This window comes from Rhodanobacter soli (assembly GCF_040548735.1).
Taxonomy (GTDB): domain Bacteria; phylum Pseudomonadota; class Gammaproteobacteria; order Xanthomonadales; family Rhodanobacteraceae; genus Rhodanobacter; species Rhodanobacter soli_A.
Genome location: NZ_JBEPSD010000003.1, coordinates 465,230 through 482,237, shown reverse-complemented (window position 1 = coordinate 482,237; position 17,008 = coordinate 465,230). Strand labels below are relative to the sequence as shown.

Sequence of the window (17,008 nt, the reverse complement as noted above, 5' to 3'; positions counted from 1 at the left end):
CATCGAGATGAGAGACGGCACCGCCACCTGTCCGCGCAAACGATCTTCCCACTGACCACGAAGCAGCCGCTCCCGGCGTGGCTTCGCGTTAACCGCGACGACTGATCATGAGCAACCTCAACGCCTCCACCGACGCTCTACCCGCTGGCTCACCAGGTTTCCATGGCGTGCCGACGTCGGTGCCGCTGCCGGTGCTGCGCGTACCGATGCTCGACCGTGAGCGCCAGCTGTTCGCTTACGAGATCGTGTTCCATCGCGAGCCCGGCGACGAACAGACCCTGCTGCAATGCGTGCTGTCGACCATCACGGACGGCGCGCTGACCCGGCTGGTGCGCGGCAACCGCGCGTTCCTCAACATGCCGGCCGAGCTGTTGCCGGAAGATTCCGACGTCTTGCTGCACCAGCCGCGCCTGGGCGTGGTGCTGCAGCCGCACGTGGCCACCGACGCGCCGCTGATGAGGCGCCTGCAGCAGATGGCGCAGCGCGGTTGCCAGTTCATGCTCGACGCGACCGGCGTCGACCTGGAAAGCAGCCTCTCGCTCGAAGCGCTGCTGCAGATGGTGCAGCTGGTCCGGCTGGATGCCAGCTATCTGACTCCGCAGCGGCTGAAAGAACACGCCGAGCATCTGCACCTGCGCGGGATCCAGGTGGTTGCCGGCCACGTCAACGACCACCCGACCTACGAACGCTGCCTGGAACTGCCGCTCGAGGCGATCCAGGGGCGTTACCTGCTGATCCCGCAACCGGTGGCGGTGCCTGTGCTTACCGCCAACCGCCTGAGCATGCTGCGCCTGATGCGCGTGCTGCAGGAGAGCAACCCCGGGCCGGTGGAACTGGGCAATATCATTCGCGACGACGCGGTGCTCAGCTACAAGCTGCTCAGCTGCGTCAACTCGGCCTACTTCGCGCTGCCGCGGCAACTGAAATCGGTGCAGCAGGCCGCGATCTTCTTCGGCGTCACGCGCATGCGCAACTGGATCGACACCATGTCCATGTGCGGCATGGACGACCGCCCGCCGGAGCTTCTGCGCGCCGCGCTGATCCGCGCCCACATGTGCGAGAAGCTGGCCAGCGGCATGCCCAACGGCCACCCGGAGATGGCCTTCACCGTGGGCCTGTTCTCCCTGCTCGACACCCTGATGTGCGCGCCGATGGAATTCCTGCTGACCCATCTGCGACTGGTGCCGGAAATCAGCGACGCGCTGACCGGCCGCGGCGGCCCGTTCGCGCCATTGCTGAAACAGATCCTCGCCTGGGAAGCCGGCGAGCTGACCAGCGAACACGCCATGCCGCAGCGCATCCAGCGCATGGCCACGATCTATCTGGGGGCGACGCAATGGGCCGATCAGGTCTACGCCTCGGCCAGCGGAAAGCAGCAAGCCACCGCATAACCGCCGGATGCCTTCCGGGCGGCCTCCGCAAGAAGGCCCTTTCGCTCAGCGCGTGCGGCGCAGCCGCCATCCGGTGAGCAGCAGGCCGAGCAGCGCCAGCGCCAGCCAGGCGCACATGGTCCGCGTATCGTCGCCGAGCCAGAGCACGCTGGCCACGACGCCCACGACGAGCGCGCCAAGGCCAAGGGCCAGCAGCGGATCGCGCCGGTCGCGCTGGGCCGAGAGCAGCAGGAACGCACCCAGCGACGCCAGCAGCACGGCCAGGATCCGCCAGCTCAACACAAATTCGGGCGGAACCGGCAGGTCCGGAAAGACGTCCAGTACCGGCACGTCGCCGACCTGCACGGCGTAACCCTTGCCGTCGGCGGCGTCGGTGGCCGCCACCAGCCGGTCGCCGTCTATGCGCCCGACGATGGTCAGCTCCTGCAGGGGCACCTCGTTCCAGCTCACCCGCACATCGCCCAGCCGCGGATCGCCCGGCCGCGCGCTGGTCACCAGGTAATCCTGGTAACGGCTGAAACTGGCCGCCAGGTTCTCCGGCAAGGCGCCGGGATCCGGCGTGATCCGCTGCGTGCCCGGTATCGCGTGCAGCAGCACGGGCCCCAGCTTGAACCCGCCGATCTGCACCAGGCCGGCATCGAACTGCTTGCCGCTGATCGGGAAACTGAGCGGGTTGGCGTGCCCCTTCGGATCCTCGAAGTGGCCGGCGTCGAGCAGGTGGTCGACCCAGTCCAGTTCGTAGTGCACGCCGCTGCCGACACGCACCTCGCGCCACTGGAACATCTCCACGTGACGCACCAGCATCGTGGTATTCACCCGCAGGTTGAAATCCGGGTCGTGCGGCGCCTCTACCACGGTCGGCGTACCGACCACGCGCACCATGGAGCCGTGCTGGCCGGCTCCGGGCTGTGCGTTCGCACCCAGGTCGACCACCTCGCCACCATGCAGGCTGGCCACCGCGCGGTAGTTCAGCAGGCTGCGGGCGGTCATCGCCACCAGGCCGATCCCGGCCAATACCAGCAAGGCGCCGACGACGTTCAACACAAGCCCACGCATGGATGTTCCCGTGCGCCAATCCATCAAGCCGCTCCGGCGTGGCGATGCGGCGGAACGCCGCGCAACTCGCGCTGTTCGTCGGCGGTGCCGAAACGGCCACGTTCGTCGCGCGTCACCCGCGCCAGCGCGTACTCGTGGTCGTGGGTGAAGAACAGCCCCACGCCGCGCGCCAGCTTGTCTTCCAGGAACACGCGCTTCTCGTCGATCAACTTCTCCGGCCAGCGGTCGTAGCCCATCGTGATCGGCAGGTGCACCCAGAAGCGACCCGGGATCAGGTCGGCGCAAAACACCACGCCGCCGACTTCGGCCAGCATCAGGCCAGGCGTATGGCCGTCCGAAAAGAAGAAACGCGCCGACTCGCCCAGCGTCTGCGAATATTCGCCATCGACCAGCTCAAGCCGGCCGCTGGCTTCAAGCAGCGGCTGCAGTTCCGGCACGAACGAGGCGCGATCGCGCGGATGCGGCTTCAGCGCACGGCGCCAATGCTCCGCGCCCACCACGAAACGCGCGTTCGGGAACAGCAGCCGCGGCGCCTGGCCTTCCTCCCAGGCCGCCAGCAAGCCACCGGCGTGGTCGAAGTGCAGGTGCGACAGCACCACCACGTCGATGTCTTCGTGGGTGAGCCCGGCCTCGGCCAGCGAATCCAGCAGCACATGCCGCGACTCGACCACGCCATAGCGCTCGCGCAGCGCCGGCTCGAAGAACGCGCCGATACCGGTCTCGAACAGCACGTTGCGCCCGTCCAGATCCTTCACCAGCAGGCAGCGGCAGGCCAGCGGGATGCGGTTCTCAGCATCCGGCTCGATCCAGCGCGACCACAGCGCCTTAGGAGCATTGCCGAACATGGCGCCGCCATCCAGTTGCTGCGAGTTGCCGAGTATCGAGAATAGTTCCATGGCGAAATCAGTATCCCATTGCCACGGATTCGTCTGGAACGAATCCGGACGCCGCAGGCGGCCCTGCGCGCAGCGCAGGGTGAGGCCCATGGATGGGCCGAACACAAATCCGTCCGGAACGGATTTGGACAGCCGAAGGCTGGCCCGCAGGGTGAGGCCCATGGATGGGCCGAACAAACATGGCGCCGCCATCCAGTCGCTGAGAGTTGCCGAGTATCGAGAACAGTTCCATGGCCTGACCTTACTGCACCTTGCCCAAGCCGGACGGCCGGCGCGGATCGCTGGCGGCGTCGAGCTTGTTGGCCTTGCGGTCCCAGGTCACCACGTTCATGAAGCCCCACGACTCGCGCGGCTTCAGCGTATAGCCCATCTTCGTCAGCGCATCGCTGGTGGCGGCGTCGAACGTGCCCTCTTCCACATTCACCACGTCCGGCAGGTACTGGTGGTGGAAACGCTTGTGCGCGGCGATCTGCTGCGCGCTCTCGCCGTCGATGAAATGCAGGATGCCTTCGAGCACCTGGGTGATGATGGTCGAGCCGCCGGGCGAGCCGATCACTGCAGTGCGGTCGGCGCCGATCACGATGCTCGGCGACATCGACGACAGCATGCGCTTGCCGCCCTTCGGCGCGTTCGCCGCGCTGCCTAGCAGGCCGTAGACGTTCGGCTTGTTCGGCACCAGCGCGAAATCGTCCATCTCGTCATTCAGCAGCACGCCGGTGCCCGCGGCGACGAAGCTGGAACCCATCGTGTAGTTCACCGTCGAGGTCACCGCGGCCATGTTGCCGTCAGCGTCGATGATCGAGAAATGCGTGGTGTGCATGCCCGGCTCGGGCGCCTCGGCGCGCGGCAGCATCGACGACGGCGTGGCCTTGTCGTGCAGGATGCCCTGGCGCAGACCGGCGGCGTAGTACGGCGACAGCAGCATGTCGAGCGGCATCTGCACGAAGTCAGGGTCGCCCAGGTAATCGTTGTGGTCGCGGAACGCGCGGCGCATCGCCTCGACGATGTAGTGCACGCGCGTGGCCTGGCCCATCTTCGTCAGATCGTAGCCGGACAGGATGTTGAGGATCTCGGCGATCGCCACGCCGCCGGACGACGGCGGCGGGGCGGTGACGATCTTGTAGCCGCGGTAGTCGACCGTGATCGGCGTGCGCTCCTTCGCCCGGTAGTTCGCCAGATCGGCCAGCGTCCAGTTGCCGCCGGCCGCACGCACCGCTGCGACCAGCTTCTGCGCCGTCTCGCCGCGATAGAAGCCGTCGTCGCCATGGGCCGCAATCAGTTCCAGCGTGCGCGCCTGGTCCGGGTCGCGCCAGGTCGCACCTTCCGCCGGCGGCTTGCCGTTGGGCAAGTATTTGGCCGCCGAGGCGGGCCAGCGCGCGAGGTCCTTCTGCATGCTGGTGATCGCGCCGCGCAGGCGCGCATCCGGTTCGAAGCCGTCGCGGGCGATGCGGATCGCCGGCGCCAGCGACTGCTGCAGCGACAGGCGGCCGTAGCGTTTGGCGATCAGCACCAGGCCGGCCGGTTCGCCCGGGATGCCGGCCGACAACGGCCCTTTCAACGCGGTATCGCGGTTCGGGCTGCCGTCGGGGTTGAGGTAATCCTTCGGATTCACCGCCGCCGGCGCGGTCTCGCGCGCGTCGATGAAGACATTGCGGCCATCCTTCGCCCGGTGCAGCACGGCCATGAAGCCGCCGCCGATGCCGGAACTCTCCGGCTCCACCACCGACAAGGTGGCCGCCACCGCGACCGCCGCGTCGAACGCGTTGCCGCCCTTGGCCAGCACTTCGAGGCCGGCTTCGGTGGCATGGAAGTTCGCGCTGGCGATGGCCGCATGGCCGGGACGCTGCTGCGCAGCGTGGGCCGCTGCAGCCGGCGCCGCCTTCGGCGCGCCGTCGGCGGCGAATGCGGCGCCGCCGACCAGCAGAAGGCTCAGCGACAGCACTCGCCAGCTCATGGAAAACCTCATGCCGCGGACTCCTTCGCCATCAGGTGGCGGTACTTGAGTTCAAGCTGCTCGCGCGATTCGACGTGGTCCGGATCGCTGATGATGCATTCGACCGGGCACACCACCACGCACTGTGGTTCGTCATGATGACCGACGCACTCGGTGCACAACGCGGGGTCGATCACGTAAAACTCCTCGCCCAGCGAGATTGCCTTGTTCGGGCAAGCCGGTTCGCAGACGTCGCAATTGACGCAGGTGTCGAGGATTTTCAGGGACATCGGTCGATACTACATGCTGGGGGTGCGACGCTTGGGGAGAGCGTGCCGGTGCGCTGGCGACCTCGCAGCGACCAAGCATCCAGCGCCCTCGTGCAAGGCCGAGGGCGCTGCTGCGGAGCTGCGCCGGCGCTGCCGGCGCGGCGACCGCGCTTACATCGCGACGAAACGGACCGTGGCGCCGGTCGGCTTCAGCACGTCGTCGACACGCTGCTGGTCGGCCTGGTCGCCGATGAACAGGACGATCACGTCCTTGAACGAGCCGGGCTTGGCATCCTTGAACGCCGCGACCACCAGGTCGGCGGTCTTGGCCGAGTCCGGACCGGCGAACACCAGCATGTTGCCCGGCAGCACGCCGCGCGCGACGGTGTCCTGCACGTTCGACAGCTGGCGGCCACGGCCGGCCACGGCTTCCTCGGAATCACCGGCCGGCACCAGGTACGGGTACGGACGGTCGGCCTTCATGCCCTGCATGTTGTTCTGCACGATCTGGCCGAGGTAGGCGTTCCACGCCTTGGTGTCGTTCGGATCGGTCGGCTTGGTGGCCTGCTGGCTGGCCTGCTGGCCGTCCTGCTGGCCGGCTTCGTGCTTGCCGCAGGCGCTCAGGGCCAGGCTGGCGGCCAGCGCGACGACAGCAATGTGAGCGAACTTACGCATGGTTATCACCTTCTGTTTCGGGTTGCTTGTTGGGGCCGGTGCGGCCCTTCTGCCAGCGCTGCCGCATGGCCTGTTGTACCGCCGGATGCACGAAACCGGAAATATCCCCGCCGAGGCGCCCGATCTCGCGCACCAGCGACGAGGAGATGAAACTGTATTGTTCCGCCGGCGTCAGGAACAGCGTCTCCGCCCGCGGAATCAGATGCCGGTTCATGCTGGCCAGCTGGAACTCGTATTCGAAGTCCGACACCGCGCGCAGGCCGCGGATGATCACGCCGGCACCGATCTGCTCGACGAAGGTGGCCAGCAGGCAGTCGAAGCCGCGCACCTCCACGTTCGGCAGGTCGGCCAGCGCCAGCCGCGCCAGGGTGATTCGCTCGCCGATGCTGAAGCCGGGTCCCTTGCTGGAACTGTCGGCGACCGCCACCACCACCCGGTCGAACAGCGGCGCAGCGCGCGTCACCAGGTCGGTATGACCGTTGGTGATCGGGTCGAAGGTGCCCGGATAGACGGCCAGGCGCGGATTGCCCAATGGTTTGCTCACGAGACGAAGGAAGGCGGTAGCGGAATTGACCCTAGCTTAACGGAAGCGCGCGCCGATAGAGCGCAAAACGCACCTCGCCGGCCTGCCCTTCGCGGTGCAGCTGCCAGTTGGGCGGCAGCGCCGGCGCGAGGCCGCGCGGCGATTCCACGTAGACCCACCCTCGCGCGGCCAGCCAGCCACCCTGCTCCAGCTGCCGCGCCAGCGCCGGCCACAGGTCCAGCGCGAACGGCGGGTCGAGGAATACCAGGTCGTAGGGCTGAGCCGCGCCCTGCAGGAACAGGCCCGCGTCGAGTACCGTGACCTGGCCGGCGTCCGCCTCGAGCCGCGCCAGGTTCGCACGCAGCGCCTGCGCCGCGCACGTGTCGCGCTCGACGAACTGCACGCCGGCCGCACCGCGCGACAGCGCCTCGATGCCGAGCGCGCCGGTGCCCGCGCACAGGTCCAGGCAGCGCGCGCCGTCGATCACCGGCGCCAGCCAGTTGAACAGGGTCTCGCGCACCCGCTCGGGGGTGGGCCGCAGACCCGGCAGCTCCGGCACGTCGAGCCGCGAATTGCGCAGGCTGCCGCCGATGATGCGGATCCGCCCCGCCGTGCCCTTGCCCCCGCCGTTCATGCCGCCGGGCCCTCAGCGGTCGGACCCTCAACGGCCCGTACAGGTTGGAGTGTTAGCATGCCGGCCATTGTCTTTGAATCACGGCCGCAATGCTCAAGTTCTGGAAGAAAAAAACTGCCGACAAGGAAGTGGAGCCAGCCACTGCCAAGGCACCTGTCGACGCCAGCGTGCCGGAAAGCGGCGACGCATCCCTGCACGAAGCACTGGCGGAAATCCCCGTCCCCGCCGAAACCCAGCCCGAAACCGAACGCTTCGTGGCGCCGGCCAGCGAACCCGTCGCCGAAGAACCGGCATCGACCAGGCGCGGCTGGCGCGAGCGGTTGTCCGGCAATGTATTCGCGCGCAGCCTCGGCTCGCTGTTCGTGCGCAACCCCAAGCTCGACGACGACCTGCTCGACGAACTGGAAACCACCCTGATCACCGCCGACGTCGGCGTCGAGGCCAGCACCGAGCTGGTCGAGAACCTGCGCAAGCGCATGCACAAGCGCGAGTTCGCCGACGCCCCGGCACTGCTGGCCGCGCTGCGCCAGGCGCTGGTCGCCCTGCTCAAGCCGGTCGAGCAGCCGCTCGACGTGCGCGGCAAGCAGCCGTTCGTGGTGCTGGTGGTCGGCATCAACGGCGCCGGCAAGACCACCACCATCGGCAAGCTGGCGCGCCGCTGGCGCGACGAAAGGCGCGCGGTGATGCTGGCCGCCGGCGACACCTTCCGCGCCGCCGCGGTCGAGCAGTTGAAGACCTGGGGGGAGCGCAACCAGGTGCCGGTGATCTCGCAAGGGCAGGATGCCGACTCTGCCAGCGTGATCTTCGACGCGCTGCAGGCGGCGCGCTCGCGCGGCACCGACGTGCTGATCGCCGACACCGCCGGCCGATTGCATACCCAGGGCGGACTGATGGACGAACTGGGCAAGATCGCCCGCGTGCTGAAGAAGCTCGACGCCGACGCGCCGCACGAAGTACTGATGGTGATCGACGGCACCACCGGCCAGAACGCGGTCAGCCAGGTGCGCCAGTTCCGCCAGATCGTGGGCGTCACCGGCCTGGTCGTGACCAAGCTCGACGGCACCGCCAAGGGCGGCGTGGTGTTCGCGCTGGCGCGCGAGTTCGGCCTGCCGATCCGTTTCGTCGGCCTGGGCGAAAGCGCCACCGACCTGCGCCCGTTCGAGGCCGAGGCCTTCGTCGACGGCCTGCTGCCGGCCAGCCTCGGCGGCGAGGTGCAGGGCCATGACTGAAACACGACGGCGAGGTTGAACGCATGTCGCGCCGACTGCGGCTGATCCTGCTGATGCTTGGTGGCTTCGCGCTGGCGGTGGTGCTCGCTGCGGTGATCGCCGTCTACCTGCTGCTGCAACCGGAGCGCTTCACCCGCATGCTGCAGACCCAGGCGCGCACCGCCGGACTCGAGCTGAACCTGGCCAGCCCGGCCAGCCCGACCTTGTTCCCGCGGCCGGCGCTGGACCTGGACGGCATCACGCTCAATGCCGAAGGCGCCGGCGCGCCGATCCTGCTGGCCGCGCACGGCCAGCTGGTCTTGCCATGGCATACCGTGCTCGGCGGTCCCACGGTGATCTCGCAACTGCAGATCGAATCGCCCCGGGTCGACCTCGACGCGCTGCAGGAGTGGCTCGCCGCCCTGCCCGCGCAACCCGAGGACGCGCCGCCGAACATCCCGCGCATCGACACCGGCGTCAGCATCAGCCACGGCAGCGTGGTGCGCGGCAACGAGGTGCTGCTCGGCAACGTCTCGCTCGAAGCCGGCAGCCTGATTTCCGGCCAGCCATTCCCGCTCGCTCTGTCCGCCGCCACCGCCGCGGGCACGCCGCTGCAACTGCGGCTGTCCGCCACGCCGCGCATCGAAGGCAACGCGCTGCAGTTGAACAACATCACCCTGCATCTGTCGCAAGGCAGCGCGATGACGCTCGCGCTCACCGGCAATGCTCACTGGCACGGTGCCGCCGACGCCGCCGCCAGCCTTGCCGGCAAGCTCGACCAGGCCAGTGCCGGCCAATACGACATCTCGCTGCTGCTGACCCCCGCCGACCAGAGCAATCCGCTGCTGCTCGCGCTGAAGCTCGACGGCCCCGCCAACCACGCCGACCTGCGCCTGCCGCCGCTGGCGCTGGCCCACTGGTGGAGTCAACTGGGCGACCCGCAAGGGCCGCAATTGAGCGTGCCGCCGGGCAGCGGCCACGCGGAAATCGCGAAGCTCGAAGCCGGCGGCATCAGCATCGAGGGCCTCACCATCCGCGCCGGCGACGCCGTGCCCGCGCCGGCCGGCACGGCGGCCGCACCGGCGAAACCCGCCGGCAAGAAGCAGCCATGAACGCATCCCTGGCCGCCCGCCTGCTGCGCTGGTTCGACCAGCACGGCCGCAAGGACCTGCCCTGGCAGCACCCTCGCGACGCCTACCGCGTATGGCTGTCCGAGGTGATGCTGCAGCAGACCCAGGTCGCCACCGTGGTCAGCTACTTCGAGCGCTTCGTCAACGCCCTGCCCACCCTGCGCGACCTTGCCGCCGCCGACGAGGACACCGTGCTGGCACTGTGGTCCGGGCTCGGCTACTACCGTCGCGCGCGCTTCCTGCATCGCGCCGCGCAGCTCTGCGTCGAGCGGCACGGCGGCGAACTGCCGCGCGACTTCGCCGCATTGAGCGCGCTGCCCGGCATCGGCCGCTCCACCGCCGGTGCGATCCTGGCGCAGGCACACGGCCTGCGCTTCGCCATCCTAGACGGCAACGTCAAGCGCGTGCTGACCCGCTACCACGGCATCCACGGCCACCCTGGCGAAAGCGCGGTAGAGAAGCAACTGTGGCAACAGGCCGAAGCGCACACCCCGGCCACCCGCATCGCCGACTACACCCAGGCGATCATGGACCTCGGCGCGACGCTATGCACACGCTCGCGCCCACGCTGCGAGGACTGTCCGCTGGCCGCCGACTGCATCGCCCATCGCGACGGCCTCACCGCGCAACTGCCCAGCCGCAAGCCGCCCAAATCCATTCCCACCCGCGCCACCGTGATGCTGATCCTGCGCGACCGCCACGGCCGCGTGCTGCTGGAACGGCGCGGCCCGCAAGGCGTGTGGTCCGGCCTGTGGAGCCTGCCCGAAGCGAGCGACCCGGATGGCGCCTGGCGCATCGCGCAGCAGCATGCGCAGATCGACGACGCGCAGGCACTCGCCCCGTTCACCCACGTGTTCAGCCATTACCGGCTCGACATCGAGCCGCTGCTGTTCGACCGCGCGACAGCGCAGCGCGGCATCGCCGATAATCCGCAACTGCGCTGGTGCAGCGCCGGCGAACTCGGTGCACTCGGTCTGCCCGCGCCTGTACGCAGCCTCTTGCTGCAGATCAACGACAACGCCTGAGCAGAACCGCAAGCTGTGCTCGTCACCGTGGCAACCCCACCAGGATTCGAACCATGAGCCGTACCATCCACTGCACCAAGCTCGGAATCGACGCCGAAGGCCTCGACTTCGCCCCCTGGCCCGGCCCGCTCGGCCAGCGCATCTACGCCGAAATTTCCAAGCCCGCCTGGCAGCAATGGCTGGCCCACCAGACCACGCTGATCAACGAATACCGGCTCAACCCGCTCGACCCGAAGGCACGCAAATACCTCGGCGAGCAGATGGAGAAATTCCTGTTCGGCGGCGACTTCGCCCAGGCCGCCGGCTTCACCCCGCCTGACCACGAGTCTTGACGAAACGCCGTGCATTCGGTCTAATGCGCGGCTCCACGCAACATCGACAACCCCTCGCGGTCGTCCCTGATTGCCAGGTTCCCGGCCGGGTAGCTCAGTTGGTAGAGCAGGGGATTGAAAATCCCCGTGTCGGCGGTTCGATTCCGTCCCCGGCCACCATGTACAGCAACGAAAAGCCCACTTTCTCAAGTGGGCTTTTTCGTGGGTTGCACCGGATCTGCACGTATCTGCGCAGGCCTGACGGCGCAGCAAGAACAAGTACGGCCGCGGGGCCATCTTCGACAGATCCGGCTGTCCAGGACGGCTCCAAAAACAATCCCGCAAAGGAGATTGTTTTTGAAAACCCAAGCCTGCGAGAGCCCTCAGTTGTAGCGCCGGCGCAAACCCAGGAACAGTCCGGTAAACAGCAGACCGAGGCCGAACATGCCCAGCTTGCCAGGCTCCGGCACCGTCACGGGCGGGTCGCCGCAGGGCCCGCTGCCCCCGGCAACGGTTCCATCCCCCGACACGATCCAGCCGCTGCAGTCACCCTTATTGCCAATGCCCTGGATGTGCGCCACCGATGACCATTTGCTGTCGTTCTCCACAAACGGATTACCCGTCAGCGGGTTCAAGAACGTCAGATCATAGGTCGCTGAATCGCCGGCCGTGAACCGGCTGCCGGGCGACCAGCCGAAAGCAAGGTTGAACATACCCGGCACCGGACCCGCATTGAAACCGCTCGCGTTGTATGACGCGCCGTTGCCCGCGCAAGTACCCGCGGTGCATGTGATCCCGGAGGAAGAGAGCGCCTGATCGAGATAAAAGGCCCAGCCGACGACGGATTTCTTACTACTCATCCCCTGTATAAAATCCGACCCGGTCGTATGGAAGGACAGCACCAGCGTTCCCGAGTTCGAACCCACGGAGGACGTGAACTCAGCGGTGAGCCAGGGTGCACTGCCATCCGGCGTGCTGCCGGAAAAAACGGTGTTCAGATCGATACTGGTCGAGATGGGGGTCGCGGCGACCCGCAAGGGCAGCACGGTCAGTGCGGCCAGAGCAATACCCGTCAGAATCAGGATTCTTTTCACGGTGTTTGACCTCCATTGAGACTTGTCGCCATCCGTCGCCAGGCAGCCCGGGACCTTTCGAACTCATTGGTATTTCATCGCTACCAACTCCGCAGTTTCAAAGCACATTTCGAGCCAAGCTTATAAGTTGTTGATTTAATTATGACTTTGACTGTTCCCAATCAATGAATAGTTCAATTTTGTAAAAATTTCCGACAGCTCTGCCACCGGCGACGCAGTCCCGGCGAGCCCGCCGCCAGGGCTGACGGGCGGACGGTTTGGTTGACCCGCGCTGTCGCCAAAAATCGCGTCCAGCTGGGCGGGCGAAGGGCGCGAGCCGGCTGCACGCCAGCAAGGTGTCGATATCGCGATCAAGGGTGGTCGGCAGGCGGGGCGTCACCCTGGTCGATCGCGAGTCCGGCCTGCTGCGGATGCGCGGTGCCCAACGGCGAGGCGGCCACCGTCATACGTGCCTGTAGCCCCCACTCCCTGCGCCCTCGTGTTAGTCGCACGGGGCCAGCGAAAGCACCAACGGGTGGCATAAGCAGTACCGACGACCGCGAAAACGATAGGGCTACCGCGCGCCACAACACGTTTTCGATGTCCCCTTCAACATGATGCACGTCATGATTGAATCCGCGGCGTGCTCCGCGGTTGGTCGAGCTCTTCGAGCAAGCCCATTCCCGCCCGGTACGCCGCCTTCCTCAACTCACCCCGTACACCAAGATTCGGCGATAGCTCGCTGACGCGCCGGAAGGACGTTTGACCCGGTAAAGCCTGTCACAAAGCCTAGGCTGACCAGGCGATACTGCGGCCGGCCAGGCCGGAGCCGGCCATTCGGGACGGATCAATACCATGGTGGGCTTTCAAAAAGTCCGCTATCAGCGAACCGCGCAGTTGCACGGGCTCAAACGCGAAGCGATGCGAGAATTTACTGCCGGGTAGCGGGTTGTCGCGCGCATCAGCGAGCCCTCGTGGCAACTCGTCTTTCGCCAGTCCGTCGAGCAGACGAAGACGCAAGGGGACCACCGGATTGTTTCGCACCATGGGGTAGCTTGTCGGCGGCGCAAATTGCTCGAAGCCGTAACAACGTACGTAGAACTGGACATGCCGCGGATGCACACCGATAACGATATCGGTCAAACCGGCGTGCAATCCGTAGTGTATGGCCCAGCGCATCATGCCGAACAAGGCCCTGATGCCACGTGACGCGCACTGGCGACGATCCGCCAGCATCCCCACCTCAAGCAGCCGGCGCCCCTTGCGTCGCAGTTCATCCAGATGTCCCCCATATACGCTATCCAGCGCGAGCCCCATGGGGTTGTCGCGGAACAGCGTCATCGTATAGCCGACTTCCGGTCCTTCCGGCCCCCATATCACGCAGGCATGTTGTCCTACGGCTGAAGGAACGGCATGCATGCCAAACGGGTTTTCGTCAATCAGCCCCGTTTGTGAGTAGCGCTCGTATACCAACCGCCAGGCCGATTCCACCTGTTCAAGACTGGTCGCGCAGAAACAGGGCGGTTCGTTGTCGCGCACCGTCGAACGGCCGAGACGCGCCGTGATGTCGATAACTGTCTCAGGCACTTCCGATTTGATTAAATTCATGCTTCAACCGCCGATCAAGGACAAATTGCTTCAAGGCATGCTGTCCTCCTGACCACATGGGGTTGGCCCGTCTTTGCCACGTCTGCCAAAACGGGTTTGTCGATGCTGCAATGTGATGTTTCATCACGCAACGCGCGACGCGCGCGCTCCACGCGATGTTACAACGCTGGGCGCCGTGATTATGTGAGCAGCGTCGCCATACGCATGAAACGTTCAGAAATCTCCGTGACCGTGTTCCGTTTCGAGTCGCACGCCGACAACCAAACATTTGTACGCAGGACAGCGCACATCGTGGTCATGGCAGGCGGCAGACAACCGCCACCTGCAGGTCTCGCCCCCTGACTTCGGTTCTTGACAGGACGCGTTTCGCTGCAGCCACCTATCCCCGCGTATAGTGCAGTGATGGCATGGGCGAGCCGATTTGCCGGGCACGCAGGTAAGCGCAACCGGGTGGAATCAGCTCCAATCCAGAGGCGGACGCGGACCGTGGACCGGCATACCAAAGCAGCCATTCTGTGCGCGGGCATCGCTGCGCCCTCGGCGGATAATTCGCAGCCATGGCGGTTTGCCTGGAGCGGCGACGACCTGGACCTTCGCATCGATGCGGATCGTAGCGGTCGCGTATCCGATACCCGATATGTCCTGAGCGACCTGGCCGCCGGCGCGTGCCTGGAAAACATGATCATCCACGCTCGCTCGCTCGGTTATGCGGCGGACGTGCAGACTTTTCCGCGCCCCGACGACGAACTGTGGGCCGCCCGCATCCGTTGGCGCCTTGATACCGAGAGCGACCAATCCGAGCCGCTGGCTGGTGCGATCGAGCAGCGTCACACCGACCGCCGCTTCCCCTGGGGCGGCTCGATCACCACCGATACGCAGGCGCGCCTGAATGCCCAAGCCCGGCTGATTCCCGGGCAGCGGCTTTATTGGCCGCAGACACCACGTGAGAGAAAAGCCGCACTAAGCGTCATCAGGCAGGCCGAGACAATGCGTTTCAGGAGCCCGACGCTGCATGCGGAACTGTTTTCGAGCATCCGTTTCGCCGCTGGCTGGCACACCGCCTGCGAGGAAGGCCTGGCCCCGGCGACGCTGGCCGTGGAGCCACCGTTGCGCCCGGTCTTTCAGGCGCTGCGTCGTCCCGCGGTGATGGCCATGCTCAACCGGCTGGGCGCGGCATCGATGCTGGGGTGGCGCTCCGCCTGGCTGCCCATTCGGCTGTCCCCGGGGCTCTGTCTGCTCGTCATTCCGTCCACAGCACGGTCCGATGTACTCGCCGGTGGCCGTGCTTTGCAGCGCGTGTGGCTTCAGGCCACCCTCGACGGGCTGTCGGTCCAGCCGTATGCGGCGGCGGGAGTTCTCAGTCTGGGGTTCGTAGCCGTCGAGCCAGCCTTTCAGCAGCCTCTCTCGCGTCTGGGCTCGGCCCTCCACGACGTGTGCGCACCGGGGCACGGGCTCGTGTTCTTACGGCTTGGTTATGCGCGGTCCGCACCACGCGATCGCAGTGGGCGACGAGCGCTCGCAAGTTTCGGCGCTCTCCAATAGCTGGACCAGGCGCGATCTTCAGTTTGTGCGCGATGGCCTTCAGGCACTGCGCGACCTTGTTCTTCGCCCTTCCGCTGCGGCCTGCCGCCGCAGGCACCCGGCGATGGAGCGTCGAAACAGAAACACGTCGGCCGCGTCTTCACGTTGTCCCCGCGATTTCACGCCGCGAGGGCGAAGAACATGTGATTCCCACCCCGTGTCGAAATCCTTTACAAACACGGCTTGCCGTCGGTACTTCCGGATAAATTTCTTCTCAAACAAAACGTTACAGCCATGCCCGGAGTTGTGCGGACACTTGGCGGAATAGCCGCGAAACTGGTTCGGCTGTCGGCGGCCAAGGAACAGCTTGCTACTTAAACATGTTTTTATTCAACAGGTTAAAGCCACGCCGGCGAGACAGACGCCGGCGATACGATGGCGGAGGCATCTGGCATCTGGTTGAAGCACACGCGGCCTTTCACCATGGCTGGCGCGGCATAGCGCCGGAATGTCTTACAAATATTGAGTGAATCCGGCAGATTTTAATAAACAACTCAATAAAAACAGCATGTTATATCCATGGCACACCTGTTGCTTCTAAGAAACCTGCAGGGCAAATGTCAATCGGGCGCCACTGCCGTTGCGGCTGTCCAGGTTGGTTCTCGGTGGAGGAGAAAATCATGTTGAAGAAGAAAAGCATTGGAGTCGCACTCGCATGCGCGCTGGCGCTGGGTGCGTGGAGTGGGTCGACGCTGGCGACGCCCATCAACGTGAACGGCGTCCACTGGGACAGCAGCAGTCCGTTCGACCTGACCATTCAGTCGCTCAACCTTCGCGAAACCTCGGTTGCGGCCGTCGGCGACATACTGACGGGTTACGGCCAGATCGGCTCGATCAACGGCAGCAACAGCTTTTGCACGGGTTGCGATCTCACGTTCACCTTCACCTACACGGTGCACAGCATCATCGGCAACCAAGTCGCCTTCAACTTGGGAAGCTTCCAGTTTTACACGCAAGCTGCTGGGAGCTTCGACTTTGGCAACCCCACCTCGGTCGGCGGTACGCCGTGGCTCACCTTGACGGGCCATACCGCTCCACGCACGGGCTTTGCGGATCCCCTCGGGCAGCTTTACGCCACAGTCAACGGGACCATCAGCAACCCCACGGCTGGCTCGGGCGGATTCGGCTTGGTGGATGCATCGGGAGGTCCGGCGAACTTCTATGTCAACACCAACACCATTTCTGACGGCATCGGTGGATTCGCGGATTTTTCGCTTGCCTCGTCGTTCCAGTTCTTCCCAGCTAACTTCTGTGCGTCAATTTCCCCCGACCCGACCAGTGTTTGCCACTATCCGATCGAGGGCAACGGTAGTTTGATCGGCAGGTCGACAGTACCCGTACCCGAGCCGAGTGAGATGGGTCTGTTGGGTCTTGGCTTGGCCTTCCTGGGCTTGCTTGTCGGGCGGCGCCGCAAAGAGACTGATGGGCGCGCATAGAGCACGCACCTCACGCATGCGGTTTGACGATTAATGGCGCCGCTTCTCGCGAAGCGGTGCCATTGTCCGTACGCTTGTTGAACCGGTTGGCTGGCCGCGTAGCGGGTGTTGTCCTTCAAGTGGCGACCGCCATGGTGGAGCCGCAAAACCCACGCCATGGAGTGGAGTGGTCCGAGACCACCTGTCCGGCACCATCTCCCGGCTCGGTCATTCCTTGTCCAACCAACGCCGCGGCCCCAGCGCCCGGCAATGCTTCCAA

16 protein-coding genes and 1 tRNA gene are annotated in these 17,008 nt (G+C 65.8%); 8 read left to right on the top strand and 9 right to left on the bottom strand.

Translation table 11 applies throughout. The features are described from left to right. Window positions 1-107 precede the first annotated feature (107 nt). Window positions 108-1,391 carry an EAL and HDOD domain-containing protein gene (locus tag ABIE04_RS16135; RefSeq protein WP_354552523.1) on the top strand — a complete coding sequence of 428 codons (1,284 nt, stop codon included), beginning with the start codon at window positions 108-110 and terminating at the stop codon, window positions 1,389-1,391. A 45-nt stretch (window positions 1,392-1,436) separates the two neighbouring features. On the opposite strand, the gene ABIE04_RS16130 is transcribed toward ABIE04_RS16135, so the two are convergent. From ABIE04_RS16130 to rsmD, 7 genes are all read right to left on the bottom strand, one after another. Continuing rightward, window positions 1,437-2,471 carry a TMEM43 family protein gene (locus ABIE04_RS16130; RefSeq protein ID WP_436410393.1) on the bottom strand — a complete coding sequence of 345 codons (1,035 nt, stop codon included), beginning with the start codon at window positions 2,469-2,471 and terminating at the stop codon, window positions 1,437-1,439. After that, complete coding sequence (locus ABIE04_RS16125) at window positions 2,471-3,343, bottom strand: MBL fold metallo-hydrolase (RefSeq protein ID WP_354552780.1); 873 nt, start codon at window positions 3,341-3,343, stop codon at window positions 2,471-2,473. The genes ABIE04_RS16130 and ABIE04_RS16125 overlap by 1 nt, the downstream gene beginning before the upstream one ends. A gap of 241 nt (window positions 3,344-3,584) precedes the next feature. Continuing rightward, entirely contained in the window at window positions 3,585-5,309 is a 1,725-nt protein-coding gene (gene ggt, locus ABIE04_RS16120) for a gamma-glutamyltransferase (protein ID WP_354552515.1), read from the bottom strand. Continuing rightward, complete coding sequence (locus ABIE04_RS16115) at window positions 5,306-5,566, bottom strand: YfhL family 4Fe-4S dicluster ferredoxin (protein ID WP_056390353.1); 261 nt, start codon at window positions 5,564-5,566, stop codon at window positions 5,306-5,308. Before ABIE04_RS16115 ends, ggt begins: the two co-directional genes overlap by 4 nt. A 150-nt stretch (window positions 5,567-5,716) precedes the next feature. Next, a complete protein-coding gene (locus ABIE04_RS16110) occupies window positions 5,717-6,220 on the bottom strand; it encodes a hypothetical protein (RefSeq protein ID WP_354552508.1) in 504 nt (167 codons plus the stop codon). Further along, complete coding sequence (gene coaD / locus ABIE04_RS16105; RefSeq protein WP_354552778.1) at window positions 6,213-6,752, bottom strand: pantetheine-phosphate adenylyltransferase; 540 nt, start codon at window positions 6,750-6,752, stop codon at window positions 6,213-6,215. Before coaD ends, ABIE04_RS16110 begins: the two co-directional genes overlap by 8 nt. Window positions 6,753-6,795: 43 nt before the next feature. After that, a complete protein-coding gene (rsmD, locus tag ABIE04_RS16100; protein ID WP_354552504.1) occupies window positions 6,796-7,377 on the bottom strand; it encodes a 16S rRNA (guanine(966)-N(2))-methyltransferase RsmD in 582 nt (193 codons plus the stop codon). A gap of 89 nt (window positions 7,378-7,466) precedes the next feature. Between rsmD and ftsY the strand changes: the two genes are divergently transcribed. The 5 genes from ftsY to ABIE04_RS16075 all read left to right on the top strand — a co-directional run bounded on the left by ftsY (window position 7,467) and on the right by ABIE04_RS16075 (window position 11,231). Beyond that, a complete protein-coding gene (gene ftsY / locus ABIE04_RS16095; RefSeq protein WP_354552500.1) occupies window positions 7,467-8,606 on the top strand; it encodes a signal recognition particle-docking protein FtsY in 1,140 nt (379 codons plus the stop codon). 23 nt (window positions 8,607-8,629) lie between these two features. Next, the gene (locus tag ABIE04_RS16090; RefSeq protein WP_354552496.1) at window positions 8,630-9,697 is read left to right on the top strand and encodes an AsmA family protein; all 1,068 of its coding nucleotides are present in this window, start codon (window positions 8,630-8,632) and stop codon (window positions 9,695-9,697) included. Further along, window positions 9,694-10,740 (top strand): A/G-specific adenine glycosylase, encoded by a 1,047-nt coding sequence (mutY, locus tag ABIE04_RS16085; protein ID WP_354552492.1) that lies wholly within the window; start codon window positions 9,694-9,696, stop codon window positions 10,738-10,740. The genes ABIE04_RS16090 and mutY overlap by 4 nt, the downstream gene beginning before the upstream one ends. A gap of 53 nt (window positions 10,741-10,793) precedes the next feature. Beyond that, the gene (locus ABIE04_RS16080) at window positions 10,794-11,072 is read left to right on the top strand and encodes an oxidative damage protection protein (protein WP_354552487.1); all 279 of its coding nucleotides are present in this window, start codon (window positions 10,794-10,796) and stop codon (window positions 11,070-11,072) included. 83 nt (window positions 11,073-11,155) lie between these two features. Further along, window positions 11,156-11,231 (top strand) — tRNA-Phe (locus ABIE04_RS16075). Between the two features lie 203 nt (window positions 11,232-11,434). Here ABIE04_RS16075 and ABIE04_RS16070 read toward each other — a convergent pair. Both ABIE04_RS16070 and ABIE04_RS16065 read right to left on the bottom strand, forming a co-directional pair. Further along, the gene (locus ABIE04_RS16070) at window positions 11,435-12,145 is read right to left on the bottom strand and encodes a PEP-CTERM sorting domain-containing protein (RefSeq protein WP_354552483.1); all 711 of its coding nucleotides are present in this window, start codon (window positions 12,143-12,145) and stop codon (window positions 11,435-11,437) included. A gap of 768 nt (window positions 12,146-12,913) precedes the next feature. Next, window positions 12,914-13,732: an N-acyl amino acid synthase FeeM domain-containing protein gene (locus ABIE04_RS16065; RefSeq protein ID WP_354552479.1), complete on the bottom strand. Its 819-nt coding sequence runs from the start codon at window positions 13,730-13,732 to the stop codon at window positions 12,914-12,916. A gap of 486 nt (window positions 13,733-14,218) precedes the next feature. On the opposite strand from ABIE04_RS16065, the gene ABIE04_RS16060 reads away from it, so the two are divergent. Then, window positions 14,219-15,274, top strand: a complete 1,056-nt coding sequence (locus ABIE04_RS16060) for a hypothetical protein (protein WP_354552474.1) — start codon at window positions 14,219-14,221, stop codon at window positions 15,272-15,274. Between the two features lie 659 nt (window positions 15,275-15,933). Next, on the top strand, window positions 15,934-16,749 hold the full coding sequence (locus ABIE04_RS16055) for a PEP-CTERM sorting domain-containing protein (RefSeq protein ID WP_354552471.1): 816 nt from the start codon (window positions 15,934-15,936) through the stop codon (window positions 16,747-16,749). The last annotated feature ends 259 nt before the right edge of the window (window positions 16,750-17,008 follow it).

Excerpts from the sequence above, each read along its gene's own strand:
- ABIE04_RS16090 (WP_354552496.1), top strand. The coding sequence starts at position 8,630 with ATGTCGCGCCGACTGCGGCTGATCCTGCTGATGCTTGGTGGCTTCGCG.
- ABIE04_RS16115 (WP_056390353.1), bottom strand. The coding sequence starts at position 5,566 with ATGTCCCTGAAAATCCTCGACACCTGCGTCAATTGCGACGTCTGCGAA.
- ABIE04_RS16055 (WP_354552471.1), top strand. The coding sequence starts at position 15,934 with ATGTTGAAGAAGAAAAGCATTGGAGTCGCACTCGCATGCGCGCTGGCG.
- ftsY (WP_354552500.1), top strand. The coding sequence starts at position 7,467 with ATGCTCAAGTTCTGGAAGAAAAAAACTGCCGACAAGGAAGTGGAGCCA.
- ABIE04_RS16065 (WP_354552479.1), bottom strand. The coding sequence starts at position 13,732 with ATGAATTTAATCAAATCGGAAGTGCCTGAGACAGTTATCGACATCACG.
- ABIE04_RS16080 (WP_354552487.1), top strand. The coding sequence starts at position 10,794 with ATGAGCCGTACCATCCACTGCACCAAGCTCGGAATCGACGCCGAAGGC.
- mutY (WP_354552492.1), top strand. The coding sequence starts at position 9,694 with ATGAACGCATCCCTGGCCGCCCGCCTGCTGCGCTGGTTCGACCAGCAC.
- rsmD (WP_354552504.1), bottom strand. The coding sequence starts at position 7,377 with ATGAACGGCGGGGGCAAGGGCACGGCGGGGCGGATCCGCATCATCGGC.
- ABIE04_RS16130 (WP_436410393.1), bottom strand. The coding sequence starts at position 2,471 with ATGGATTGGCGCACGGGAACATCCATGCGTGGGCTTGTGTTGAACGTC.
- ABIE04_RS16125 (WP_354552780.1), bottom strand. The coding sequence starts at position 3,343 with ATGGAACTATTCTCGATACTCGGCAACTCGCAGCAACTGGATGGCGGC.
- ABIE04_RS16110 (WP_354552508.1), bottom strand. The coding sequence starts at position 6,220 with ATGCGTAAGTTCGCTCACATTGCTGTCGTCGCGCTGGCCGCCAGCCTG.
- ggt (WP_354552515.1), bottom strand. The coding sequence starts at position 5,309 with ATGAGGTTTTCCATGAGCTGGCGAGTGCTGTCGCTGAGCCTTCTGCTG.
- ABIE04_RS16135 (WP_354552523.1), top strand. The coding sequence starts at position 108 with ATGAGCAACCTCAACGCCTCCACCGACGCTCTACCCGCTGGCTCACCA.